This window comes from Burkholderia sp. MSMB1589WGS, from assembly GCF_001636105.1.
Taxonomy (GTDB): Bacteria; Pseudomonadota; Gammaproteobacteria; order Burkholderiales; family Burkholderiaceae; genus Burkholderia; species Burkholderia humptydooensis.
The window spans coordinates 322,556-346,484 of the sequence record NZ_LNJT01000007.1 but is presented as its reverse complement, the minus strand read 5'-3'; the positions used below and the strand labels follow the sequence as shown (position 1 = coordinate 346,484).

Sequence of the window (23,929 nt, the reverse complement as noted above, 5' to 3'; positions counted from 1 at the left end):
TAACAAGCCCCAAAAAATGCAATCGGTCCGCTGGCGCGCGCGCCGATCGCTAATAATGGCAATTTGCGGGCGTCGCCCGACGCCGGTCCGCTGGCCGGCCGCCACTGGAGATCGTACCCATGAGAATTGCGCAGATCGCTCCGTTGACTGAATCGGTGCCGCCGAAGCTCTACGGCGGCACCGAGCGCGTCGTGTCGTACATCACCGAGGCGCTCGTCGATCTGGGGCATGACGTGACGCTGTTCGCGAGCGGCGACTCGATCACGCGCGCGAAGCTCGACGCGGTATGGCCGCGCGCGCTGCGGCTCGATTCGTCGATCCGCGACCGGATCGCGCCGCACATGCTGCTGATGGAGACCGTCGCGCGCCGCGCGCGGGACTTCGATGTGCTCCATTTCCACATGGACTACTACTCATTCTCGATCTTCAAGCGGCAGGACACGCCGTTCGTGACGACGCTGCACGGCCGCCTCGATCTGCCCGAGCAGCAGCCCGTGTTCGACACGTTCGACACCGCGCCCGTGATCTCGATCTCGAACGCGCAGCGCCACCCGATGCCGCAGGCGAAATGGCTGACGACCGTCTATCACGGGCTGCCGGAGACGCTCTACACGCCGCAGCCCGTCGAGCAGTCGTATCTCGCGTTCCTCGGCCGGATCTCGCCGGAAAAGCGCGTCGACACGGCGATCCGGATCGCGCAGCGCTGCGGGATGCGCATTCGCATCGCGGCGAAAGTCGATGCGGCGGACGAAGAGTATTTCGAGCGCGAGATCAAGCCGCTCTTTGCGCTGCCGCACGTCGAATACATCGGCGAGATCGCCGATCACGAGAAGGCGGCGTTCCTGTCGGGCGCGCACGCGTTGCTGTTTCCGATCGACTGGCCCGAGCCGTTCGGCCTCGTGATGATCGAGGCGATGGCGTGCGGCACGCCCGTCATCGCGTTCAATCGCGGCGCGGTGCCGGAGGTGATCGACGAGGGCGTGTCGGGCTTCATCGTCGAGGACGAGATCGGCGCCGCCGCGGCGGTGAACCGGCTGCACACGCTGTCGCGTGAGCGGGTGCGTGCGCGCTTCGAGGAGCGCTTCACGTCACGCCGGATGGCGCAGCAATACGTCGAGGTCTATCAATCGCTGATTCGCGCGCAGAAGCGCTCGCGCTTCAAGGTGATCGATTCGGCGTCTTGAGCGAACGGCGAGGGCGGCGGCGCGCGGTGCGTGGTCACGCCCGCGCATTGCCGCCGCGCACGCGGATCGTGCGAGCGTCAGCCGGCTGACGCATTGCGATGACGCATGAAAAAACGGCGATGCGCTTTTACGCGCATCGCCGTTTTCGCGTCGGCCGCCGCTCGCCCTCGGCGCGTCGGCCGCCCGCGCGGGCGTCAGATCTTCAGCTTCGTGACCTTCGTGCCGCTGATCGACACGTCGCCCATCAGGCCGGCGTTCGTCAGCACGATCACTTCGACGGGCGCGGTCGCCGTCGTCGTGTCGATCGCGCCGTTCGCGCCCATCTTCACGAGCGCGACCGATGCGTCGGCGCCCGCCGCCCAGCCTTCGGAGTTGCGGAATTTGTCGAGCGCATCCTGCGTCATGAACAGGAACACGATCGCCTTCGACTGCGCGCCCGCCTGCAGGCCCACCGACAGCGACGACGTGTTGTAGTAGCCGAGCGTCGCGCCGCCGACGCGCAGCGCGCCGTTGCCGGTCTGGCCGCCGATGATGAGGCCCGCCTGGATCACGTCCGGGAACACGAGCACGCCGCGCGACTTCGCGACGAGTTCACGCGAGCCGGGCACCGTCGAGTACAGGCGCGACAGCGTCGCGTCGACGCTCGCATCGATGGCTTGACGCTTCGACGCGTTGGTCGCGGCATTGGCGGGCTTGTCCGGCGTCGTCGTGCAACCGGCGAGCGCCAGGCTGCCCACGACGAGCGCGGCGGCGGCTTTCAACACGAGATTGCGTTTGTGCATCGTTTTTCTCCATCAAGTGTAGATCAGCGTGATTCCCGCGAACGGGCGTGTCACGCGGGACTTTATAACACAGCGAAACGCCTTGCCTTGCCGCTGTAAGGTGAAAGACGGTCAAATCGGCGTGTTTCATTGTGCGGCGGCGCGCGCGCATGCACGTTGTCGCGGGCCAAGGTTCGTGTCGGTGGGCGATTCGCGCGCCGCGCGTCACGCATGATTTTGCGCGCGGCGCCAGCCGTCAGTGATGCGAAACGGGAGGTTCGATGGGCGGCTTGATGGGCGGACGCCGCAGCGCGCGGCGCACGAGGCCGATCACGACGCCGCACGCGAACAGGAACGCGGCGGGGACGATCCAGTAGCCGACGAACGCGTGCCACAGGTAGCTCGCGAGCGTGCGCTTGCGCACCGCGAATTCGTCGCGCGCCTCCTGCTGGCGGCGCGCGTTCGCCGCGAGCACGTCGGCAGGGCAGCCCGCCGCGCGCGCTTCGTCCGGCTCGCCGCGGCAGACCTTCGCCGCGCCCGCCGCGCGCTGCGCGTCGGTGAGCTCCCAGGTCGACAGCGCGAGCTTGAGGTCGGCGCGGTTATAGGCCATTTCCTCGCGGATCTCCCGCACGGCGACGATCGCGACGGGCACGGCCCAGAACACGATGACGATCAGCCAGCGCCGGAACCAGCGGTTTTGTCTCCATGCCATCCCGTGCCTCCGTTTGATGCGCGGTGCGCATCTGTCATGAGGGCGGCCCGATGGCGCTTCGTTTTGGTGGTGAGGGCCGCGCTGCAGCCATCATAGAAGAAATTGCGGCCAAACGCCGCAGCCGGCCGCGCGCATGCATGCGCCGCAAAAGAAAATGCCGCGCCCGTCGAAACGGTGCGCGGCATCGTGCCGATTCGCCGGAAGCGTCAGGCGGCGGGCTTCGCCGACAGGCAGTCCTTCATGAATGCCTTGCGATCGTTGCCCGTCTTGCCGGCGGCTTGCGTGTTGCAGGCCTTCATCTTTTCCTGCTGCGACATCTTCTTCGCCGGCTTCGCCGACAGACAGTCCTTCATGAACGCCTTGCGCTCGTCGCCCGTCTTGCCGGCGGCCTGCGCGTTGCATGCCTTCATCTTGTCCTGCTGGCTGTTTGCGGCGAATGCAGGCGTTGCCAGCACGCCGCCGACGAGCAGCGCGGCCATCAGCGATCGGATCTTCATTGGACACTCCCGGTGGGTGAATTGCATCTTGTTCGATAAGCGACGAATCGCGCGGCTGCGCGGATCGCGGTTTGCATTATGGCAAATCGGCGCCGAAACGACAAAATACTCGGGAAAACGAGCGGTGCGCTAATTTTCGCGTGACGCGCGCGCAACGGCCGGGCGCGCCCGAAATGCTTTCGCAAGGCTGCAAACGCCGGCGCCGCAGGCGTTTCGGGCGGCCGCCGCATGCGAATGCCGCGTGCTGTCGCCGAGGCGCGCCGCCGGGCGTCGTCACGGATTTTGTCTATTTCGGGATAACGCGGACCGGTGCGGCGCACGCGGTCTCGCGCGTCGCGCGTGCATTGCGCGGGAGTGCGAACGGTCGCCGCGCGCGCCCGCCCACTCGGGGAAACTCCGTCCTTGCCGAAGGGCGGCCGGCTGCCGTTACAATCGCGGCCATGAACGCACCGACATCTTCCCATCCCCTCCACGTTTCGAACCCGGCGCCGCGCGCGCTGCCGCGCATCGCCGTCCTCGCGACGGGCGGCACGATCGCCGGCGCTGCCCCCGACGCCGCGCAGACGGCCGGCTATCAGGCGGGCGCGCTCGGCGTCGACAGGCTGCTCGCCGCCGTGCCCGCGCTCGCGCAGATCGCGACGATCGAGGCCGAGCAGATTGCGAGCATCGACAGCAAGGACCTGTCGCCCGCGCTGTGGACGACGCTCGTCGAGCGGATCAATGCGCTTGCCGCGCGCGATGCGATCGACGGCATCGTGGTCACGCACGGCACCGACACGCTCGAAGAAACCGCGTACCTGCTGCATCTGACCGTGAAGACCGCGAAGCCCGTCGTGATGACGGCGGCGATGCGCCCGGCGACCGCGCTGTCGTCCGACGGCCCGCTGAACCTGCTGAACGCGGTGGCCGTCGCGGGCAGCGCGGCGGCGCGCGGGCAGGGCGTGCTCGTCGCGTTCAACAACCGGATTCACAGCGCGCGAGATGTCTTGAAGACGAGCACGTACGCGGTCGACGCGTTTCATTCGCCGGAGCTCGGCGCGCTCGGCTGGGTGCAGGACGGCCGCATCGAGTTCGCGCGCCGCGCGACGCGCCCGCATACGCTCGACTCGCGCTTCGCGACCGGCGCCGCCTGGCCGCAGGTCGACGTCGTCGCGAGCTATGCGGGCGCATCGCGCGTGATCGTCGACGCATGCGTCGCGGCGGGCGCGCGCGGGCTCGTCGTCGCGGGCACGGGCAACGGCTCGATCCACGCGACGCTGCAGACGGCGCTCGCCGAGGCGGCGGCGAAGGGCGTCGCGATCGTGCGCGCGTCACGCGTCGGCTCGGGGCACGTGATGCGCAATGGCGCGGCGAACGACGATGCGCTCGGCTTCGTGAGCGCAGGCTCGCTCAATCCGTACAAGGCGCGCGTGCTGCTGATGCTCGCGCTCGCGGCGGGCATGGCCGACGTGCGCGAATTGCAGCAGGTGTTCGATACGTATTGACCGGCGCGCGCCGGCATCGCGCACGGCGCGCAAGAAAAAAGCGGACTCGCAGGTCCGCTTTTTTCATGATGTCCGCTGCGCGCGCGTCGTTCAGGACTGCGGCGGAATCACGAGCTTCTGGCCCGGATAGATCTTGTCCGGGCTCGACAGCATCGGGCGGTTCGCCTGGAAGATCACGTCGTTCTTCGAGCCGTCGCGGTAGTACTTCTCGGCGATCTTCCACAGGTTGTCGCCGGAGACGACGTCGTGATATTGCACTTGCGGATCGTCCGGCTGCAGGTCGTCGTCGTTGACGCCCGCGACGCCTTGCACGTTGCCTGCCGCCACTTTGACCTTGGCCTTGGTGTCGAGATCCGCGACGCTGCCCGTGAGCGTGACGGTGCGCGACGTGCCGTCGAACGCAACCGTCAGGTTCGACGTGTCGAGGCCCTGTGCGGAGATGTAGTTCTTGATCGCATCGGCGGCCGTCTGGTTCGCGGCGGCCGGATCGGCCGCGGCTTGCTCGTCGCTCTTGCCGAGCAGTTTTTCACCCGCTTCCTTGATGAACGAAAGAAGACCCATCGCAACACTCCTTCAGGTGATTGACAAAAATGCGCCGTGAAGTCGCGAGAAGCGCCCGGGTGATGCGACGCTTCTCGAAAGGCGTCGCGAAAGTGTAGGCGTTCACGTTGCAAATTGCATGAAAAATCGCTTCGTCGAACGTAAAGAAATGTAATACGCGCCGCGACGAATCCGACAGACGGACACCCGACGACGACGTCTGACCGACCAAGGCTTCCCCGTCGGCGCCGGGTGCCGCTGCGGACCCACCTGCCGCTCTCAGCCGAAAGCGGCTTCGTTTGCCTGCCGCGCGCACGATGCGCGCGGCGAGGCGCCCCATCGACGATGCGTCGCGCACGCATCGCATTCGATTGCGTCGAATGTCACGTCGACGACTCGTTGTTGTGTTAAGCCTTGATGCGGTGGCGAAGGCGCGCAGCATCGCGGCGTTGCGATTCGCCGCGCCACGCCGCCGCGTTCGCTCACGCGACCTTCTTGCCGCTTTGCGGCTCGCCGATCTCGACGTTCGACATGATCTCGAGCGCGCGCACGATCGCCGAGTGATCCCACGCGCCGCCGCCGTTCGCCGCGCACACGCTGAAGAGCTGCTGCGCGCTCGCCGTGTGCGGCAGCGCGATGTTCATCCGGCGCGCGCCGTCGAGCGCGAGGTTCAGGTCCTTGCGATGCAGGTCGATCCGAAAGCCCGGCTCGAACGTGCGCTTCGTCATTCGCTCGCCGTGCAGCTCGAGAATCCGCGACGACGCGAAGCCGCCCATCAGCGCGCGCCGCACGCGCTCCGGATCCGCGCCGGAGCGCGCGGCAAAGAGGAGCGCCTCCGCGACCGCCTCGATGTTCAGCGCGACGATGATCTGGTTCGCGACCTTGCAGGTCTGGCCCGCGCCGTTCTCGCCGATCAGCGAGACGTTCTTGCCCATCCGCTCGAAGAGCGGCTTCGCGCGCTCGAACGCGCGCTGCGGGCCGCCGACCATGATCGTAAGCGTCGCGTCGCGCGCGCCGACTTCGCCGCCCGATACGGGCGCGTCGAGATAGTCACAGCCGAGCGAGTTGATCTCCTTCGCGAACTCGCGCGTGTCGAGCGGCGAGATCGAGCTCATGTCGATCACGAGCTTGCCGGCCGAGAGGCCCTTCGCGACGCCGTCGTCGGCGAACAGCACGTTTCGCACGTCGGGCGTGTCGGGCACCATCGAGATCACGATGTCCGACGCCTGCGCGATGGCCGTCGAATTCGCGACGACCCGTGTCTGCTCGCGCAGGTCGGCAGGCACCGGATACGCGCCGTTCACGACGAGGCGGTGGCCGCCCTCGAGCAGGTTGCGCGCCATATGCGCGCCCATGATGCCGAGGCCGATGAAGCCGATCGTTGCCATTGCAGTGTCTCCTGTGAGTGCGTTGATTTCGAATCCGAAACGGGTGAATAGGGACGTGTGCGCGCCGGATCACGCGCCGCTGCGCGCGCGCGGCGCGTCGGCGCGCGCGATCTGCCGCAGCCAGCCGAGGCCTTCGGCCGTCGTCGTGCGCGGCTTGTATTCGCAGCCGACGTAGCCGTCGTAGCCGAGTTCGTCGAGCAGATCGAACAGGTACGCATAATGGATCTCGCCCGTGCCGGGCTCGTGGCGGCCAGGGTTGTCCGCGAGCTGGATGTGCGCGATCGCGCCGAGGTGCTTGCGCAGCGTCGCCGCGAGCTCGCCTTCCATCCGCTGCATGTGATAGATGTCGTACTGCAGGAACAGATTGTCGGCGCCGACCGCGCGGATCACGTCGAGCGCTTCGGCGGAGCGGTTCAGCGCGAAGCCCGGGATGTCGTACGAATTGCACGGCTCGACGAGCAGGCGAATGCCCGCCTGCTTCAATTCGGCCGCGGCGAAGCGCAGGTTCCCGACGATCGTCGCGAGCGCCGTGTCGCGCTCGACGCTCGCGGGCGCAATGCCGACGAGGCAGTTCAGTTGCGGCACCTGCAGCGCGCGCGCATAGTCGATCGCGCGGCCCACGCCGTCCTGGAATTCGCCGATGCGATCGGGCAGGCACGCGATGCCGCGCTCGCCCCGATCCCAGTTGCCCGCGGGCAGGTTGTGCAGCACGAGGCGCAGGCGATTCGCGTCGAGCCGCTCGGCGAGCTCGTCCTTCGCGTACGGATACGGAAACAGGAACTCGACGGCGGTGAAGCCCGCGTCGGCCGCCGCCTCGAAGCGGTCGAGAAACGGGACTTCGTTGAACAGCATCGTCAGATTGGCTGCGAATTTCGGCATGTCGGTCGTCTCACGGGGCGGTCAGTGGTGCAAGTCAAGTGTGGCGAACTGATCAGCCATGCTGATCAATCAATCAATCGAGCTGGCAAGCGAAGCGCGTCAGTCGAGCAGCGAGATCGCGGTCGGCGCGTGCTCGGCCTTGTCCGCGAGATCCTCGAACTCGTTGATCGCATCGATCTCGGCGCCCATCGAGACGTTCGTCACGCGCTCGAGAATCACCTCGACGATGACGGGCACGCTGAACTCGGCCGTCATCTGCCGCGCACGCTCGAGCGCGGGCGCGATCTCCTCGGGCTTGAACACGCGCAGCGCCTTGCAGCCGAGCCCTTCGGCGACGGCGACGTGATCGACGCCATAGCCGTTCACCTCGGGCGCGTTGATGTTGTCGAACGCGAGTTGCACGCAGTAGTCCATGTCGAACGCGCGCTGCGCCTGGCGAATCAGGCCGAGATAGGCGTTGTTGACGACGACGTGCACATAAGGCAGCTTGAACTGCGCGCCGACCGCGAGCTCCTCGATCATGAACTGGAAGTCGTAGTCGCCGGACAGCGCGACGATCGGGCGCTGCGGATCGGCCGCGCGCACGCCGAGCGCGGCGGGAATCGTCCAGCCGAGCGGGCCCGCCTGGCCGCAGTTGATCCAGTTGCGCGCCTTGAACACGTGCAGGAACTGCGCGGCCGCGATCTGCGACAGCCCGATCGTGCTCACGTAGCACGTATCGCGGCCGAACGCCTTGTTCATCTCTTCGTACACGCGCTGCGGCTTCACGGGCACGTTGTCGAAATGCGTCTTGCGCTGCAGCGTGCGCTTGCGCTGCTGGCAGTCGGCGACCCACGCGCCGCGGTTCTTCAGCTTGCCCGCGGCCTTCCATTCGCGCGCGATCTCGACGAACAGCTCGAGCGCCGCCTTCGCATCCGACACGATCCCGAGATCGGGGCCGAACACGCGGCCGATCTGCGTCGGTTCGATGTCGACATGCACGAACTTGCGGCCCTTCGTGTAGACCTCGATGCTGCCCGTGTGGCGGTTCGCCCAGCGGTTGCCGATGCCGAGCACGAAGTCGGACGCGAGCAGCGTCGCGTTGCCGTAGCGGTGCGATGTCTGCAGGCCGACCATGCCCGCCATCAGCGGATGGTCGTCGGGAATCACACCCCACGACATCAGCGTCGGAATCACCGGCACGCGGAGCGTTTCCGCAAATTCGACGAGCAGGTGCTCGGCGGCCGCGTTGATCACGCCGCCGCCGGATACGATGAGCGGGCGCTCGGCGTCGTTCAGCATCGCGAGCGCGGCCTCGATCTGCGCGCGCGTCGCGCGCGGCTTGTAGACGGGCAGCGGCTCGTAGGTCGCGATGTCGAATTCGATCTCGGCGAGCTGCACGTCGATCGGCAGGTCGATCAGCACGGGGCCGGGGCGGCCCGAACGCATCAGGTGGAACGCCTGCTGGAACACGCGCGGCACGAGCGCGGGCTCGCGCACCGTGACGGCCCATTTCGTGACGGGCTTCGCGATCGATTCGATGTCGACCGCCTGGAAATCTTCCTTGTAGAGCCGCGCGCGCGGCGCCTGGCCGGTGATCGCGAGGATCGGGATCGAGTCGGCCGATGCCGAGTAGAGGCCCGTGATCATGTCGGTGCCGGCCGGGCCCGACGTGCCGATGCACACGCCGATGTTGCCGGGCGCGGCCCGCGTGTAGCCTTCCGCCATGTGCGACGCGCCTTCGACGTGCCGCGCGAGCACGTGTCCGATCGCGCCCGAGCGGCGCAGCGCCGAATACAGCGGGTTGATCGCGGCGCCCGGCACGCCGAACGCGGTCTGCACGCCTTCCTTCTCGAGCACGAGCACGGCTGCGTCGACGGCTCTCATCCTGGCCATGAAATGTCTCCTTGTTCGATGCGAATCGCGGGTATCGCTGGTGTCGAGGACACTTTAGGGATGCAGGAAAGGTTTGATAAGATCAGCTCGAGTCGCTTATTCCGAGACTAAAAGTATCGAATGCCGGGCGCGCGCGGTGGCGCCGGGCAGGGAGGAGACAGCGGATGGACCGGTTCAAGCAGATCGAAACCTTCGTGCGGGTGGCCGACGCGGGCAGCCTCGCGGCGGCCGCGCTCGAGGAGGGCGTGTCGCCCGTCGTGCTCGGGCGGCGCATCGACGCGCTCGAGAAGCGCCTCGGCGTGAAGCTGATGTACCGGTCGACGCGGCGGCTCGTCGTGAGCGAAGACGGCGCCGCGTTCCTCGAGCGCTGCCGCGGGCTCCTCACCGAATGGGCGCAGGCGGAGAACGAGGTTGTCGCGGGGCGCCGCGCGGTGGGCGGGCACCTGATCGTGTCGGCGCCCGCCGCGTTCGGGCGCAAGCACGTCGCGCCGCTCGCGCCCGCGTTCATCGCCGACAAGCCCGACTTGCAGATGTCGTTCAACCTGACCGACCGCGTCGTCGATCTCGTGCGCGAGGGCTATGACCTGTCGATCAGGATTGGCGGCGCGGTCGATCCGAACTTCGTCGCGGTGAAGCTCGCGTCGAACCGGCGCGTCGTGTGCGGCACGCCCGAGTATTTCCGGCGGCACGGCCGGCCGACGACGCTCGACGATCTCGCCGAGCACAACTGTCTCGCGTTCAATCTGCAGGGCGGCCAGAACCGCGGCTGGTACTTCCGGCGCAACGGCAAGCTCGTGACGATGCGCGTATCGGGCACGCTCGACTGCAACGACGGCGAGCTCCTGCACCGCTGGGTGTCGGAAGGGCTCGGGCTCGGCTGGCGCTCGACGTGGGAGATTGCGCAGCAGCTCGCGCGCGGCGAGCTCGCGACGGTGCTCGACGAGTACGCGCTGCCCGATTACGACATCCTCGCCGTCTATCCGCAGCAGCGCTACGTGCCCGCGCGCGTGCGCTATTTCATCGATTATCTGCGCGACGTGTATGCGCGGCCGGGGTATTGGGAAGGCGCCGCGTGAGCGCGCCGGGCGCCGCTCGGTTAGCCGGCGGGCCTTCGCGCTACCCGACGACGAGCACGCCGTTCATCGTCTCGTGCCCGGAGCCGCAGAAGATGTCGCACAGGAACTGGACCGTGCCCGGATCGCCCGCCTGCGCGGCAAGATGGACGACCGCGCCCGGCGGCACGTCCGCACGCACGCCGTACTGCGGGATCGAAAAGCCCATCACGGTGTCCTGCGCGGTCAGCTCGAACACGACCGATTCGTGCGGCGCAAGCGCGATCCGGTCCGGCGTGAACACGAAGCGCCGTGCGTGAACCTTGATCACGCGCGGCGGTGCCGCACGCGTGCGCGACGTGTGAACGCCCGCGAGCGCGGCGAGCGCCGCGCCGCCCGCGGCGAAGAGCCAGCGGCGGCGCGACGCGGACAATGCAGTCGCGCGAGCCCGGCCGCGAAGCGCACGCGGATCGAAGAAAAAATGGCGCATCGCGTTCTCCTCAGGCAGCCGGTTGCGTCTGCTTCGCGCCGACGGGCATCTCGGTGAGCACCGGCGCGCGCGCCGCGTCGCCGACGCGCACCTCGCGCCAGCCGAGCCCGCGATAGGGCGCCGCGGCGTCCCACGGCACCGGCAGGCGCTTGTCCTGCGAGCCGGGCGCGGGCAGCGGGAACATCAGCGAGCGCGCCGCGTGATGCGCGATGTGGCCCGTCATTGCGTGGTGCTCCTGGTGGATGTGCCCGTAGAACACAGTGACGTTCGGATAAGGCATCAGCACGTCGACGACCTTCGCGCCGTCGCGCGTCGCCCAGTCCCATTGCGGCGCGAGATCGAAGAGCGGGCGGTGCGTGAACACGACGATGCGCGCGTCCTTCGGCTGCCGCGCGAGATCCTGCGCGAGCCATTCGATCTGCGCGTCGCCGACGCGGCCGGCCGGGTCCGACACGTTGTCGACGACGACGAAGTGCACGCCCTTGTGATCGAACGCGTAGTGCGTGTCGCCGAAGATCTCGCGGTACGCGGCGCCCGCGTCGAGACTCGCGTCGTGCTCGCCCGGCATCAGATGCAGCGGCTTCGCGTTCAGTTGCGCGACGATCGACTGGAACTGCCGCAGCCGCGCGCGGCGCTCGGCCGGGTCGTCGGTCGTGTGCGTGAGGTCGCCCGTGAACATCACGAAGTCGGGCGCGACGGGCAGCGCGTTGACGGCATCGATCGTCTTCGGCAGCGTGCCGCGCGCGTCCGGGTTGATCGCGGGGCCGGTGAAGCCCCAGTGCGCGTCGGAGAGCTGGACGAAGAAGAAATCGGCGCCGGCGTTCGCGGCGAAACTCCAGCCGGGCAGCGCGGACGCGAACGCGACGCCGCCGCCGCACGCGGCCAGGCGCAGGAAATCGCGCCGTTTCAGGGATCGGGAGGAGTTCGGCATGGGGGCGCCTTCGCAAGTGACGGTTCGTGCATGCAATACCGCCGCGGCGGCGCGGATATTCCCGGCTTATTTTTCGCCGCCGTGCGCGGATCGCGGGAATAAACTGGATCGATGAGCGGTAAGCATCGTTGACGGCGTGCGCCGCCTCGGGCGGCGTGCGCCGGACGCGAGCGGCCGGCGGGCGGCCGCGCATCCCCGGGAGGCGACGTGGGTCAATTCGGCCGGATGGTCGACGAACGTGACGCGGGCGACGAGGACAGCAAGGATGGGGCGGGCGGCAGGCGCGCGGCGGCCGACGCGGCGGCGCGCGGCGAGCGTTTTCGCACGCTCGCGCTGCCGCATCTGGATGCCGCATACAACCTCGCGCGCTGGCTGTGCGGCAATGCGAGCGACGCGGAGGACGTCGTGCAGGACGCGTGCATGCGCGCGTTCCGCTTTCTCGATTCGTGCCGCGGCGACAACGCGCGGCCGTGGCTGCTGACGATTGTGCGCCACACGTGGTACACCGAATGGCGGCGGCGGGCGAGCGCGCACGAGGTGGCCGCGACCGACGCGCTCGACGCCGCCGATTCGCCGGACGATTGGCATCCGGCGGCCGAAGATCCGCTCGCGCTGCTGATGCGCAGCGAGGACGTGCAACGCGTGAACGCCGCGCTCGCGAAGCTGCCGCCCGAGTACCGCGAGGTGCTCGTGCTGCGTGAAATGGAAGACTTGAGCTATCGCGAGATCGCTGCGATCGCCGACGTGCCCGTCGGCACCGTGATGTCGCGGCTCGCGCGGGCGCGGCGGCGGCTTGCCGCGTTGCTCGGCGGAGCGCGCGACGTGACGGCGCCCGCGTCGCGTGCGGCTCGCGCGCCGGCGCGTTCGGACGATCGCGCGGCGGAGGGCGAGCGCGGCGCGCCGCCGGCCGGAACCGCATCGGAGGCCATCGATGGACTGTAACGAAGCGCGTGCGCTGCTCGGCGCGGACGTCGACCGCGAGCTTTCCGCCCCCGACGCGTGGCGGATCGAGCGGCACGTCGACGGTTGCGGCGCGTGCCGTGCCGAGCGGGAGCGGCTCGTCGCGCTCGGCCGGGCGGTGCGGCGGGCGCAATATCATCGCGCGCCGCATGCGCTGCGCGAGCGCGTCGTCGCGCAATTGGCGGGGGCGGAGGTGCCGGTGGCGGAGGTGCCGGTGGCGGATGCGTCGGTCGCCGAGACGCCGGCCCCGGTCATGTCGGACCGCGGCGGGCGGGAAGGACGGACCGCCGAGATCCCGGCTGCCGAGGTGCCGGCGCGGCACGTTCCGCCCGCCGATGCGCCGGCGCCGGGCGGTGACGGCCCGCCTGCGTCGCGGGCGAGGCGCTGGTTCGCGCGGCCGGGCTCGCACGACAGGCCCGCCGGGCAGGTCGCCGGGCAGATGGCCGGCGGGCCGCGGCCGCGCGCCGCAGCGCTGCCTGGCCTCGGCTGGGGCGTCGCGCTGGCGATCGCGTTCGCCGCGGCGGCGGGCCTCGTGCTCGATGCGCGCCGCGCGGCGACGGAGCGCGTCGTCGACGAAATCGTCGCGAGCCACGTGCGGGCCGGCCTGTCGTCGCGCGACATCGACGTGGTTTCGAGCGATCGCCACACGGTCAAGCCGTGGTTCAACGGGCGCCTCGACTACGCGCCGCCCGTCGTCGACCTGAGTGCGAGCGGCTTCGCGCTCGCGGGCGGCCGGCTCGACTATGTCGGGCAGCGGCGCGTCGCGGTGCTCGTCTATCGCTACCGGCAGCATGTGATCGACGTCTACGTGCAGCCGGCGGGCGAGCGCGGCGCGGCGCGTTACGCGACCGTGTCGCAGGGCTATGCGCTCGACCGCTGGGACGCGGCGGGCATGACGTGGTGGGCGGTGACGGACGCGGAGCCGTCCGCGCTCGCGGCGTTCAGGGCGGCGTTGATCGCGCGCGTCGCGGCGCCGCGGAGCCAATGATCCGAGGGGCAGGATGCGACCCCGTCATGGCCCAGCCCAGCCAAGCCAAGCCGGCCCGGAACCGAACGGGCCAGCGACCGTTGCACGCGCCCAGCCAATGAGCGTGCCGCCCGGCGCCGCCCGCGAAGTCCCCAAGTCGTTGAAAACACGGCCGAAACACGCGGCGAAACGCTGATCAGCCTTGCGCGCGACCCATATCCGGGTTAAACTTTCCGGCTTCTCACTTGCCACACCGGTTCAGACGCCCGGGTGGCTTCTATCCATAAGGAGTGTGTAATGCGTCATTACGAAATCGTCTTCATCGTGCACCCCGATCAGAGCGAGCAAGTGCCCGCGATGATCGAGCGCTACAAGTCCACGATCACGTCGCACGGTGGCCAGATCCACCGCGTCGAAGACTGGGGCCGCCGCCAACTGGCCTACATGATCGAGAAACTCGCGAAGGCTCACTACGTCTGCATGAACATCGAGTGCGACCAGGCGACGCTCGACGAACTCGAACACGCGTTCAAGTTCAACGACGCCGTGCTGCGCCACCTCATCGTCAAGATGAAGAAGGCCGAAACCGGCCCGTCGCCGATGATGAAGGAAGTTCAGCGCGAAGAAGCCAAGAAGGCGGCTGCAGCTCAGCCGACCGAAGCGCAGGCTTAACGCACCAAGCCATCAGGGAAGGAGCGCGTCGCCTCCGTGAACAGGCTGCAATTGACGGCGAGCGTCGTCGAGCGTGAACCGGTGCGGTACACCCCCGCCGGCGTTCCGATCGCAAGCGCCACGTTGCAGCATCGCACGGAAGTCGTCGAAGCAGGCATCGCCCGGCAGGTCGAATTGACGATCCCGGCCGTGGCGGCAGGCGAGGCGAGCGGCAAGCTGGAAGCATGCGAGATGGGCGTCGAGACGCTCTTCACCGGTTTCCTGGCGAAAAAGCACCGCAACGCGAGAACCCTGGTGTTTCACATCACAGCATTGCAGGACATTGGAAAGGACTGAACATGGCCCGCCCCACTGGTAAGAAATTCGACAAGCGTCGTCAGCAACAAAACCCGCTCTTCAAGCGCAAGAAGTTCTGCCGCTTCACGGCAGCCGGCGTCGAGCAGATCGACTACAAGGATACGGAAACGCTGAAGGACTTCATCGGCGAGAACGGCAAGATCACGCCGGCGCGTCTGACGGGCACGAAGGCCCACTATCAGCGCCAGCTCGATACGGCGATCAAGCGCGCGCGTTTCCTCGCGCTGCTGCCGTACACCGATCAGCACAAGGCGTAATCAGGCGACGCAATAAGGAGAATTCGAATGCAAATCATTCTGTTGGAAAAAGTCGCCAATCTGGGCAATCTCGGCGATATCGTCAAGGTCAAGGACGGTTACGCCCGCAACTTCCTGATCCCGAACCGCAAGGCACGCCGCGCGACGAAGGACGCGATCGCTGAATTCGAAGTGCGCCGCGCCGAGCTCGAGAAGGTCGCCGCTGAAAAGCTGGCAGCTTCGCAGGCAGTCGGCGAGAAGCTGACGGGCCAGACGTTCGAAATCACGCAGAAGTCGGGCGTCGACGGCCGTCTGTTCGGCTCGGTCACGAACGGCGACGTCGCGGAACTGCTGAAGAAGGCGGGCTACGAAGTCGAGAAGGCGCAAGTGCGCATGCCGGAAGGCCCGCTGAAGATGATCGGCGAGCACGGCGTGCAGGTCGCGCTGCACACCGACGTCGTCGTCGACGTCACGATCAACGTGATCGGCGACCACGCGTAAGCGACATGCAGTCTTTGCGGGCGGCCCACGCCGCCCGACATGAAGGGCAGGGGCCCGGGCAACCGGTTCCTGCCTTTTTTCGTTTCTCGGCGTTGCCGACGCCGGGTGGCGAAGCCGCGCCCATTTCGCGATAATCCGAAGCCATGAACGCGCCGAAAGACCCCCAAATCGAATCGCTGAAAGTCCCGCCGCACTCGATCGAGGCCGAGCAGTCCGTGCTCGGCGGCCTGTTGCTCGACAACGGCGCCTGGGACCGGATCGCCGACTTCCTGTCGCAGAGCGATTTCTACCGGTACGACCATCGCATCATCTTCGAGCACATCGGCCGGCTCATCGCGGCGACGCGCCCCGCCGACGTCGTCACCGTCTATGAGGCGCTCACGACGTCCGGCAAGGCCGAGGACGTGGGCGGGCTCGCGTATCTGAACGCGCTCGCGCAGAACACGCCGAGCGCGGCGAACATCCGCCGCTATGCGGAGATCGTCCGCGATCGCGCGGTGCTGCGCCGGCTCGTGTCGGTCGCCGACGAAATCTCGGCCGATGCGTTCAATCCGCAGGGCAAGGAAGTCCGCCAACTGCTCGACGAGGCCGAATCGAAGGTGTTCTCGATCGCCGAGGACGGCGCGCGCGGCACGCAGGGCTTCCTCGAGATCGGGCCGCTCCTCACGCAGGTCGTCGAGCGGATCGACACCCTTTACCACACCGCGAATCCGAGCGACGTGACGGGCACGCCGACGGGCTTCGTCGATCTCGACCGGATGACCTCCGGCATGCACGGCGGCGAGCTGATCATCGTCGCGGGCCGCCCGTCGATGGGCAAGACGGCGTTTTCGATGAACATCGGCGAATACGTCGCCGTCGAGTACGGATTGCCCGTCGCGGTGTTCTCGATGGAAATGCCGGGCACGCAGCTCGTGATGCGGATGCTCGGCTCGGTCGGCCGGCTCGACCAGCACAGAATGCGCACCGGGCGCCTGACCGACGAGGATTGGCCGAAGCTCACGCACGCGGTGCAGAAAATGAGCGAGGCGCAGCTCTTCATCGACGAGACGGGCGGCCTGAACCCGATGGAGCTGCGTTCGCGCGCGCGGCGTCTCGCGCGCCAGTGCGGCAAGCTCGGGCTCATCATCGTCGATTACCTGCAACTGATGACGGGCTCGTCGCAGGGCGAGAACCGCGCGACCGAGATTTCGGAAATCTCGCGCTCGCTGAAGAGCCTCGCGAAGGAGCTCGACGTGCCGGTGATCGCGCTGTCGCAGCTCAATCGCGGCCTCGAGCAGCGGCCGAACAAGCGGCCGGTGATGTCGGATCTGCGGGAATCAGGCGCAATCGAGCAGGATGCGGACGTGATTCTGTTCATCTATCGCGACGAAGTGTATAACCCGGACAGCCCCGACAAGGGCACCGCCGAGATCATCATCGGCAAGCAGCGTAACGGCCCGATCGGCCCCGTTCGCCTCACGTTCCTGGGGCAATACACGAAGTTCGACAATTTTGCAGGGGTGCAAAACTTCTACGGCGAGTAGCGCCGGATGTAAACCCCTATTTCGCAAAACGTTGTATCTCGTCGCCGTCGTTGCGATCGGGCGCTTGGCGGCCAAGTGTAAAACAGTACAATGTCGCCGGTTTTTGTGACCGCCGTTTGACCATCTTTCAGGAATCCCATGTTCGGTCGATTCATGCCCACCGAGGGCAAGTTCTTTGAAATCTTCAATGCGCACGCGAATTACATCGTCTCTGGCGGACGCGAGCTCGAACTTCTGATCGACAATCTCGCGGACGCCGAGATTCACAAGCAGAACGTGCAATCGGCCGAGAAAGCCGCCGACAAGCTGACGCACGAAGCGATCGATCTGCTGCACAAGACGTTCATCACGCCGCTCGACCGCGACGAGATCCACAAGCTGATCACGACGATGGACGACATCCTCGATCTGATGGAGGACGTGGCAACCGCCGTGTCGCTGTACGACGTGCGGTCGGTGACGTCCGAGGCGAGCCAGCTCGCGCACATCGTCACGCAGTCGGCGCAGCACGTGCAGGCGGCCGTCGCGCTGCTGTCGGACATGAAGCAGTCGGGCCAGATCCTGAAGGCGTGCGAAGAGATCGACCGCTGGGAGTCGGAGGCGGACCGCGTGCTGCGCGCGGCGATGTCGAAGCTCTTCCGCGAGGAAGACGACGTGAAGACGCTCATCAAGCTGAAGGCGATCTACGAGCTGCTCGAGCAGATCACCGACAAGTGCGAGGATGTCGCGAACATCATCGAAGGCATCGTGCTGGAAAACGCCTGAGCGGATCACGATGCATTCGATACAACTCGCCTTGTGGGCCGTCGCGGCGCTCGTGCTCGTCGCGCTGGTGTTCGATTTCATGAATGGCTTTCACGACGCCGCGAACTCGATCGCGACCGTCGTGTCGACCGGGGTGCTGAAGCCCCAGCAGGCCGTCGTGTTCGCGGCGGCATTCAACGTCATCGCATATTTCATCTTCCATCTGAAGGTCGCGCAGACCGTCGGCAAAGGCACGATCGACGCGAGCATCGTCGATCACTATGTCGTGTTCGGCGCGCTGTTCGGCGCGATCGGCTGGAACATCATTACGTGGTACTACGGGATTCCGTCGAGCTCGTCGCATGCGCTGATCGGCGGGCTCGTCGGCGCCGCGGTGTCGAAGTCGGGCTGGGGGTCGCTCAACGTCGACGGGCTGATGAAGACCGTCGCGTTCATCTTCATCTCGCCGCTGCTCGGTTTCATCCTCGGCTCGCTGTTCATGCTCGGCGTGTCGTGGCTGTATTTCCGGACCGCGCCGAGCAAGGTCGACCGGCGTTTCAGGCGGCTGCAACTGCTGTCGGCCAGCCTCTACAGCCTCGGCCACGGCGGCAACGACGCGCAGAAGACGATCGGCATCATCTGGATGCTGCTGATCGCGTCGGGCTACGCATCGGCCGCGTCCGACGCGCCGCCCATCTGGGTGATCGGCGCGTGCTATCTGTCGATGGGCCTCGGCACGCTGTTCGGCGGCTGGCGGATCGTGCGCACGATGGGCCAGAAGATCACGAAGCTCAAGCCCGTCGGCGGTTTCTGCGCGGAGACGGGCGGCGCGCTTACGCTGTTCATCGCGTCGTGGATGGGCATTCCGGTGTCGACGACGCACACGATCACGGGCGCGATCGTCGGCGTCGGCGCGACGCGCAAGCTGTCGGCCGTGCGCTGGGGTGTCGCGGGCAACATCGTGTGGGCGTGGGTGCTGACGATTCCCGCATCGGCGCTGATCGCGGCGGCCGGCTGGTGGATCGGGCACCGCGTGTTCTGATGCGCTGAGCGCGCCGGTCGCGCGGCACGACGCCGCGTTTCGCCGCGTAGAAAACAACGATGCGCCGCATGCCGACAGGCTGCGGCGCATCGTCTTTTCAGCGCCGGCGTTTTCCGGCGCTCGGATGGTCGTTCGCGTTTGGGTGTGCGTCCCGCTTTTGCCGGGTGGGTCGGGACGACGCGTCGAGCAGCCCGCACCGCGTGCGTTCGCGCGGTTCGTCCGGTTTGTCAGTAGCTGCCGTTCGCGAAGCGGGCGATCGGGTCGTCGTTCGTGCCGGTTGCGGCGGCGCGCGCCGCGCCGCTTGCTGTCGACGCGCGCAGGATTTGCACGTTGCCGGGCGCGGCGAGCTGCGCCTGGCGGGCTGCCGCGCGCGCGGCGGGCGGGGGCGGCTCGAATGCGTCCGCGGCGGCGTCGATCGGATCGGCCGGCGATGCGCCGGCAACGCTCGCCGTGCCGCCGACGGGCGGCGGAGCCGGCGGCGCCGCGCTGCCCGAATCGCCGGCGGACGCGAGCGCGGGCGAGCTCGCGCCGGCCGCTTGTGCTTGCCGCCGCGCGGCGGACATCGCGGACGGCGGCGGCTCGTACGGGTCGGCGGCGGCGGTGGCGACAGGCGGCACATTCGGCACATTCAGCACATTCGGCACGGCGGGCGTCGTCGGCGCATTGGCCGCCGCGTAGGTCGCCGCGGGACTCACGCGCGGCACGGGTTCCGGCTGCCGGCTCGCCTGATAGGTCGGCGCGTCGAACGGCGCCGGCTTCGCCTTCGGCGCCGCGACGCGCCGGATCCCGTCGAAGCGCTTCGCCCAATACGGATTCGTCAGATAGTCGAGCCGCACCGTGCCGCCCGTGGACGGCGCGTTCACGAAGCGCAGCTTGCCGACATAGATGCCGACGTGCGAATGCGGCCGCCCCGACGTATTGAAGAAGATCAGATCGCCCGGCGCGATGCCATCGGGCTCGATCGATTCGCCGGCCGAGCTCATGTCGGCCGTCGTGCGGGGCAGGGTGACGCTCGCCGCGCGATCGACGACATAGCGCACGAGCCCGCTGCAATCGAAGCCGCTGTCCGGCGTGTTGCCGCCCCAGCGGTACGGCACGCCGACGAGGCTCATCGCCTGGATCGAGATTTCCTCGCGGCCGACGCTATGGTCGACGAAATTCGGGAAGCCGCGCGGCGGCGTATACGCGCGCGGCGTGGTGATCGCCATGCCCGACGACGAGCGTGCCGACTTCTGCGGCGCGCTCGAGCAGGCGGCGAGCAGCGAGATCACGAGAACGGACAGCGAAAGACGCAGCATGAGAGGCGGGCGAACGCGCTGCGCTCGCCAATCGTATGACAACGGTTAATCGCGATAGTAGTGCGTCCGGCGGGGCTTCCGCAAGAATTCTTGAGAAATGACTTGAAGTTTCGCGCGTAAATGTTGTGCAAGAAGGACGTTTTGCTCGTCGCTGATTCGACCCTGAAATGAAAAAGCGGCGCCTGACGAATCAGGCGCCGCTTCAGGCCGGAAGCCGCTCGACGCGGCCGCCGGCGCATTGTTACAGGATGTCGGACGCGTAGTCGGCAAGCCGAGAGCGCTCGCCGCGCGCGAGCGTCACGTGGCCGCTGTGCCCCCAGCCCTTGAAGCGGTCGACGACGTACGTGAGGCCCGAGCTGCCTTCCGTCAGGTACGGCGTGTCGATCTGCGCGATGTTGCCGAGGCAGATGATCTTCGTGCCGGGGCCCGCGCGCGTGACGAGCGTCTTCATCTGCTTCGGCGTGAGGTTCTGCGCCTCGTCGATGATCACATACTTGTCGACGAACGTGCGGCCGCGCATGAAGTTCATGCTCTTGACCTTCAGGCGCGAGCGGATCAGCTCCTGCGTCGCCGCGCGGCCCCATTCGCCGGCCGCGTCGTCGGTCTTCTGCAGCACTTCGAGGTTATCGTCGAACGCGCCCATCCACGGCTGCATCTTCTCTTCCTCGGTGCCGGGCAGAAAGCCGATGTCCTCGCCGACGGGCACGGTCGCGCGCGTGACGATGATCTCGTTGTAGCGCTTGTCGTCGAGCACCTGCGCCAGGCCCGCCGCGAGCGCGACGAGCGTCTTGCCGGTGCCGGCCTGACCGAGCAGCGTGACGAAGTCGATCTCGGGGTTCATCAGCAGGTTCAGCGCGAAGTTCTGCTCGCGGTTGCGCGCGGTGATGCCCCACACGTTGTTCTTGTGGTGGCTGTAGTCACGCAGCGTCTGCAACAGCGCCGTCTTGCCGTTCAGCTCGCGCACGATCGCATGGAACGCGGGCTCGCCGTTCTGCGGCTCGAGATAGACGAACTCGTTGACGAGCATCGACGCGACGAGCGGGCCCGTCACGCGGTAATACGTCGTGCCCGTCTTCGTGTCCTGCCAGCTCTCCATGCCCTTCGCATGCTTCGTCCAGAAGTCCTGCGGCAGTTCGCGCACGCCGGAGTAGAGCAGATCCTTGTCCTCGAGGACCTGGTCGTTGAAGTAATCCTCGGCGGGCAGGCCGAGCGCGTGCGCCTTGATCCGCATGTTGATGTCTTTCGACACCAGCACGACCTGCCGGTCGGGCCGCTCGCGCTGCAGCGCGCGCACGACGCTCAGGATCTGGTTGTCGGCCTTGCCCTGCGGCAGGCCCTCGACGGGCTCGATGCTCGTGAGCGTCGTCTGGAAGTACAGGCGCCCGAGCGCCTCGCGGCTGCCGAGGCGCGCGAGCGGAATGCCGGCCGAGATCGGGCCCGCATCGGCGACGAGCGAGTCGAGCGTGCGGCTCACCTGACGCGCGTTGCGCGCGACTTCCGACATCCCCTTCTTGTGATCGTCGAGTTCCTCGAGCGTCATCATCGGCAGATAGACGTCGTGCTCCTCGAAGCGGAACAGGCTGCTCGGATCGTGCATCAGCACGTTCGTGTCGAGCACGAAGAGCTTTTGCATCTCGATTTCGGCGCTCTTGCCGCCGCGCGTTTTCGCGGCCGCGCGCGGCGTGGCGGGCGCGGCCGCCGCGGGCTTCACCGCATCAGTCTTCGACGAGCGCGCGACGGGGGCGGCGGGCGACGCGGGCGCGGCCGGCACCGGTTGCAGCAGCGCGGCCGTCTGCTTCGTCTTGCGCGCGCGCGGCGCGGCGGCGCTCGCTTCGGTGGGCGCGACCGCGCGCAGCGGCGAGGTGGTGTTCGCGGCAACGACCATCGGTTCGGCTACGCTCGCCGGGCTGTAATCGGCCGCAGCGGCGTGAGCGGGGCCCCCGGAGGCGGATTGCTTCGCGGCTTTCGCGGGCCGCGCTTTCGCCTTGTATTCGTCGGGCGGCAGAAGGCTGCCGAGCTTGCTGGGGGGAGTAGGCAAAGGCATGGTGTCCCTCGGGAGGAATCGTGTCGCAGGCATGCGCCGCCGTTCGCATCCTGCGACGCGTCGTGCGTGCAGTTTGCGCGCAGTGGCGCACATGGGGTTCGAATCGCCGGTTCGCCTAGATTTCGATCGTCTCCTTGACGCGTTGGACGGCCGGCGCGCAATGGCTGGCCCGGAAACCATAAAAAAAGCCGCTCCCCCGAACAGGGGCAAGCGGCTCGGCTTTAACCGTCGTGCTGCGCGTCAGATGCGTGGGCGCATCGTTGGGACCACCGGCGCAGCTACGAGAAAAATGGGTCGGACAGGCATTCATTGCGGCCCAATATAACGCGCCTCAAAGCGCTTGTACAGCGCTCAGCACGTCGTCGACGTGGCCCGGCACCTTCACGCCGCGCCATGCGTGGCGCAGCACGCCTTCGCCGTCGATCACGAACGTCGAGCGCTCGATTCCGCGCACTTCCTTGCCATACATTTTCTTCAGTTTCATGACACCGAACAGCGCACAGAGCGTTTCATCGGGGTCCGAAATCAACGGGAACGGCAATTCGAGCTTCGCCTTGAAGTTCTCGTGCGAGCGCAGGCTGTCGCGCGATACGCCGGCGATTTCCGCGCCGGCCTTCTTGAACTTCGGATACAGATCGCGGAACTGCAGGCCCTCGGTCGTGCAGCCGGGCGTGTTGTCCTTCGGATAGAAATACAGCACGAGCTTCTTGCCCCTGACGCCCGACAGCGAAAACTCGCCGCTCGTGGCAGGCGCGGTGAAATCGGGAACTTGACGGTCGACTTCGACAGACACGTGTTTCTCCTGTTGTTATGAACGAGCGCGGACGGCGGGCCGCGCGTGGCGATGCGGGATGTGAGGCGAAAGCCGGCGACGGCGTTCGTTCAGTCGGGCTGGACGATCAGCTCGCCGGAGCGGCCGGGGATCTCGCCCCACGCGACAGGGTACGATGGCAGCGCGGCGCGGTCCAGCGTCGCGTAATAGTCGCCCATCGTCGCGAACGTGTGGCCTTGCGCGCGCCAGCCCGCGAGCAGTTGCTCGAACACGGGCGCGAGCTTCTGGCCTTCGAGCTCCGCGTGCAGCGTGAATACCTGATCGTGCGGATTGCGCTCGGTGTGCTCGAGCAGATGCGCGGCGACGTTGCGCGTGTCGATGCCGTCGATGCCGAGGATCTCGTCGAGCGTCGGCAACGTCGTCGGCATCTGTACGTGCGCGAGCGTCCTGCCCGCGACGACGGGCAGATACGGCGAATGGCCGCGGCCGTCCGACGCGTAGCGCATCCCCCACGCGTCGATCTGCTCGAATGCGGCGTCGTTCATCTGCCAGCCGGCCGCGCCGTGCGTGACGGGCGGCGCGCCGAAGATCTCGACGAAGCGCTCGCGGCTCTTGTTCATTTCGCGCACGGTCCAGTCGCGCGAACGCTGGCGGACGTTGTCCTGCCAGTACACGTGATCCCAGGTGTGGATCCCGCATTCGAAGCCGGCTTCGTGGATCGCGCGCATGTCGGCTCTCGCGCGGCGGCCGATGTCGGGGCCGGGCAGCAGCACGCCGTACAGCAACTGCCTGACGCCGTAATGCTCGACGACCGACGTGCGCGACACCTTCTTCAGGAACCCCGGCCGCAGCACGCGGCGCATCGCCCAGCCGGTGTGGTCCGGGCCGAGGCTGAAGAGGAAGGTCGCGCGCGCGGCGAAGCGATCGAAGATGCGCGCGAGGTTCGGCACGCCTTCGCGCGTGCCGCGCAGCGTGTCGACGTCGATCTTGAGGACGATGCGGGCCAAGCGGCGGCGC

Annotated in this window: 28 protein-coding genes; 14 read left to right on the top strand and 14 right to left on the bottom strand. The window is 67.5% G+C overall.

The window, feature by feature from the left end:
- Positions 1–119: 119 nt before the first annotated feature.
- The gene (locus tag WT16_RS09515) at positions 120–1,184 is read left to right on the top strand and encodes a glycosyltransferase family 4 protein (protein WP_006026188.1); all 1,065 of its coding nucleotides are present in this window, start codon (positions 120–122) and stop codon (positions 1,182–1,184) included.
- 194 nt (positions 1,185–1,378) lie between these two features.
- Here the strand turns inward: WT16_RS09515 and WT16_RS09510 are convergent, their stop codons facing one another.
- From WT16_RS09510 to WT16_RS09500, 3 genes are all read right to left on the bottom strand, one after another.
- On the bottom strand, positions 1,379–1,966 hold the full coding sequence (locus WT16_RS09510) for a YSC84-related protein (protein WP_006026189.1): 588 nt from the start codon (positions 1,964–1,966) through the stop codon (positions 1,379–1,381).
- 235 nt (positions 1,967–2,201) lie between these two features.
- Positions 2,202–2,657, bottom strand: a complete 456-nt coding sequence (locus tag WT16_RS09505) for a hypothetical protein (protein ID WP_063533215.1) — start codon at positions 2,655–2,657, stop codon at positions 2,202–2,204.
- A gap of 206 nt (positions 2,658–2,863) precedes the next feature.
- Complete coding sequence (locus tag WT16_RS09500) at positions 2,864–3,154, bottom strand: PsiF family protein (RefSeq protein ID WP_006026191.1); 291 nt, start codon at positions 3,152–3,154, stop codon at positions 2,864–2,866.
- Between the two features lie 440 nt (positions 3,155–3,594).
- Here WT16_RS09500 and WT16_RS09495 point away from each other — a divergent pair, with 440 nt between their 5' ends.
- A complete protein-coding gene (locus tag WT16_RS09495) occupies positions 3,595–4,638 on the top strand; it encodes an asparaginase (protein ID WP_063533214.1) in 1,044 nt (347 codons plus the stop codon).
- Between the two features lie 90 nt (positions 4,639–4,728).
- Here WT16_RS09495 and lysM read toward each other — a convergent pair whose 3' ends face one another.
- The 5 genes from lysM to gcl form a co-directional block, all read right to left on the bottom strand.
- On the bottom strand, positions 4,729–5,199 hold the full coding sequence (lysM, locus tag WT16_RS09490) for a peptidoglycan-binding protein LysM (RefSeq protein WP_059934643.1): 471 nt from the start codon (positions 5,197–5,199) through the stop codon (positions 4,729–4,731).
- Positions 5,165–5,536, bottom strand: coding sequence for a hypothetical protein (locus tag WT16_RS30695; RefSeq protein ID WP_230479270.1), 372 nt, complete (start codon positions 5,534–5,536; stop codon positions 5,165–5,167). The genes lysM and WT16_RS30695 overlap by 35 nt, the downstream gene beginning before the upstream one ends.
- Before the next feature lie 124 nt (positions 5,537–5,660).
- Positions 5,661–6,566: a 2-hydroxy-3-oxopropionate reductase gene (locus WT16_RS09485; protein WP_015602368.1), complete on the bottom strand. Its 906-nt coding sequence runs from the start codon at positions 6,564–6,566 to the stop codon at positions 5,661–5,663.
- A gap of 69 nt (positions 6,567–6,635) precedes the next feature.
- Positions 6,636–7,445, bottom strand: a complete 810-nt coding sequence (gene hyi, locus WT16_RS09480) for a hydroxypyruvate isomerase (protein ID WP_015601773.1) — start codon at positions 7,443–7,445, stop codon at positions 6,636–6,638.
- 99 nt (positions 7,446–7,544) lie between these two features.
- Positions 7,545–9,320 (bottom strand): glyoxylate carboligase, encoded by a 1,776-nt coding sequence (gcl, locus tag WT16_RS09475; RefSeq protein ID WP_015601527.1) that lies wholly within the window; start codon positions 9,318–9,320, stop codon positions 7,545–7,547.
- Between the two features lie 164 nt (positions 9,321–9,484).
- Here gcl and WT16_RS09470 point away from each other — a divergent pair, with 164 nt between their 5' ends.
- Positions 9,485–10,396 (top strand): LysR family transcriptional regulator, encoded by a 912-nt coding sequence (locus tag WT16_RS09470; protein WP_006026197.1) that lies wholly within the window; start codon positions 9,485–9,487, stop codon positions 10,394–10,396.
- Positions 10,397–10,436: 40 nt separating this feature from the next.
- Here the strand turns inward: WT16_RS09470 and WT16_RS09465 are convergent, their stop codons facing one another.
- Together WT16_RS09465 and WT16_RS09460 are read right to left on the bottom strand one after the other, a co-directional pair.
- Positions 10,437–10,862, bottom strand: a complete 426-nt coding sequence (locus WT16_RS09465) for a cupredoxin domain-containing protein (RefSeq protein ID WP_063533213.1) — start codon at positions 10,860–10,862, stop codon at positions 10,437–10,439.
- Between the two features lie 10 nt (positions 10,863–10,872).
- Entirely contained in the window at positions 10,873–11,793 is a 921-nt protein-coding gene (locus WT16_RS09460; RefSeq protein WP_063533212.1) for a metallophosphoesterase, read from the bottom strand.
- Positions 11,794–12,018: 225 nt separating this feature from the next.
- Here WT16_RS09460 and WT16_RS09455 point away from each other — a divergent pair, with 225 nt between their 5' ends.
- From WT16_RS09455 to WT16_RS09415, 10 genes are all read left to right on the top strand, one after another.
- The gene (locus WT16_RS09455) at positions 12,019–12,735 is read left to right on the top strand and encodes an RNA polymerase sigma factor (protein ID WP_006026200.1); all 717 of its coding nucleotides are present in this window, start codon (positions 12,019–12,021) and stop codon (positions 12,733–12,735) included.
- Positions 12,725–13,741 carry a zf-HC2 domain-containing protein gene (locus WT16_RS09450; RefSeq protein WP_063533211.1) on the top strand — a complete coding sequence of 339 codons (1,017 nt, stop codon included), beginning with the start codon at positions 12,725–12,727 and terminating at the stop codon, positions 13,739–13,741. The genes WT16_RS09455 and WT16_RS09450 overlap by 11 nt, the downstream gene beginning before the upstream one ends.
- Positions 13,742–14,017: 276 nt before the next feature.
- On the top strand, positions 14,018–14,392 hold the full coding sequence (gene rpsF, locus WT16_RS09445) for a 30S ribosomal protein S6 (protein WP_006026202.1): 375 nt from the start codon (positions 14,018–14,020) through the stop codon (positions 14,390–14,392).
- A gap of 36 nt (positions 14,393–14,428) precedes the next feature.
- On the top strand, positions 14,429–14,728 hold the full coding sequence (gene priB, locus WT16_RS09440) for a primosomal replication protein N (RefSeq protein ID WP_006026203.1): 300 nt from the start codon (positions 14,429–14,431) through the stop codon (positions 14,726–14,728).
- 2 nt (positions 14,729–14,730) lie between these two features.
- Positions 14,731–15,006 (top strand): 30S ribosomal protein S18, encoded by a 276-nt coding sequence (rpsR, locus tag WT16_RS09435; RefSeq protein ID WP_004193360.1) that lies wholly within the window; start codon positions 14,731–14,733, stop codon positions 15,004–15,006.
- Positions 15,007–15,033: 27 nt separating this feature from the next.
- Entirely contained in the window at positions 15,034–15,486 is a 453-nt protein-coding gene (gene rplI / locus WT16_RS09430) for a 50S ribosomal protein L9 (RefSeq protein ID WP_015601438.1), read from the top strand.
- Positions 15,487–15,491: 5 nt separating this feature from the next.
- On the top strand, positions 15,492–15,620 hold the full coding sequence (locus WT16_RS34850; protein ID WP_075644811.1) for a DNA helicase: 129 nt from the start codon (positions 15,492–15,494) through the stop codon (positions 15,618–15,620).
- A gap of 9 nt (positions 15,621–15,629) precedes the next feature.
- Positions 15,630–17,012 carry a replicative DNA helicase gene (locus WT16_RS09425; RefSeq protein WP_006026205.1) on the top strand — a complete coding sequence of 461 codons (1,383 nt, stop codon included), beginning with the start codon at positions 15,630–15,632 and terminating at the stop codon, positions 17,010–17,012.
- 138 nt (positions 17,013–17,150) lie between these two features.
- On the top strand, positions 17,151–17,777 hold the full coding sequence (locus tag WT16_RS09420) for a DUF47 domain-containing protein (protein ID WP_004193838.1): 627 nt from the start codon (positions 17,151–17,153) through the stop codon (positions 17,775–17,777).
- A 10-nt stretch (positions 17,778–17,787) separates the two neighbouring features.
- A complete protein-coding gene (locus WT16_RS09415; RefSeq protein ID WP_015601220.1) occupies positions 17,788–18,798 on the top strand; it encodes an inorganic phosphate transporter in 1,011 nt (336 codons plus the stop codon).
- A gap of 227 nt (positions 18,799–19,025) precedes the next feature.
- On the opposite strand, the gene WT16_RS09410 is transcribed toward WT16_RS09415, so the two are convergent.
- Positions 19,026–20,096: a C40 family peptidase gene (locus tag WT16_RS09410; RefSeq protein ID WP_063533210.1), complete on the bottom strand. Its 1,071-nt coding sequence runs from the start codon at positions 20,094–20,096 to the stop codon at positions 19,026–19,028.
- Between the two features lie 241 nt (positions 20,097–20,337).
- A complete protein-coding gene (locus WT16_RS09405; RefSeq protein WP_082744096.1) occupies positions 20,338–22,140 on the bottom strand; it encodes a PhoH family protein in 1,803 nt (600 codons plus the stop codon).
- Here WT16_RS09405 and WT16_RS30685 point away from each other — a divergent pair.
- Complete coding sequence (locus tag WT16_RS30685) at positions 22,024–22,278, top strand: hypothetical protein (RefSeq protein WP_006026209.1); 255 nt, start codon at positions 22,024–22,026, stop codon at positions 22,276–22,278. The two genes, WT16_RS09405 and WT16_RS30685, sit on opposite strands and share 117 nt — an antisense overlap.
- A gap of 193 nt (positions 22,279–22,471) precedes the next feature.
- Here the strand turns inward: WT16_RS30685 and WT16_RS09400 are convergent, their stop codons facing one another.
- Entirely contained in the window at positions 22,472–22,933 is a 462-nt protein-coding gene (locus WT16_RS09400; RefSeq protein WP_006026210.1) for a peroxiredoxin, read from the bottom strand.
- A gap of 89 nt (positions 22,934–23,022) precedes the next feature.
- The gene (locus WT16_RS09395) at positions 23,023–23,919 is read right to left on the bottom strand and encodes a polysaccharide deacetylase family protein (protein ID WP_015601280.1); all 897 of its coding nucleotides are present in this window, start codon (positions 23,917–23,919) and stop codon (positions 23,023–23,025) included.
- Positions 23,920–23,929: the final 10 nt, after the last annotated feature.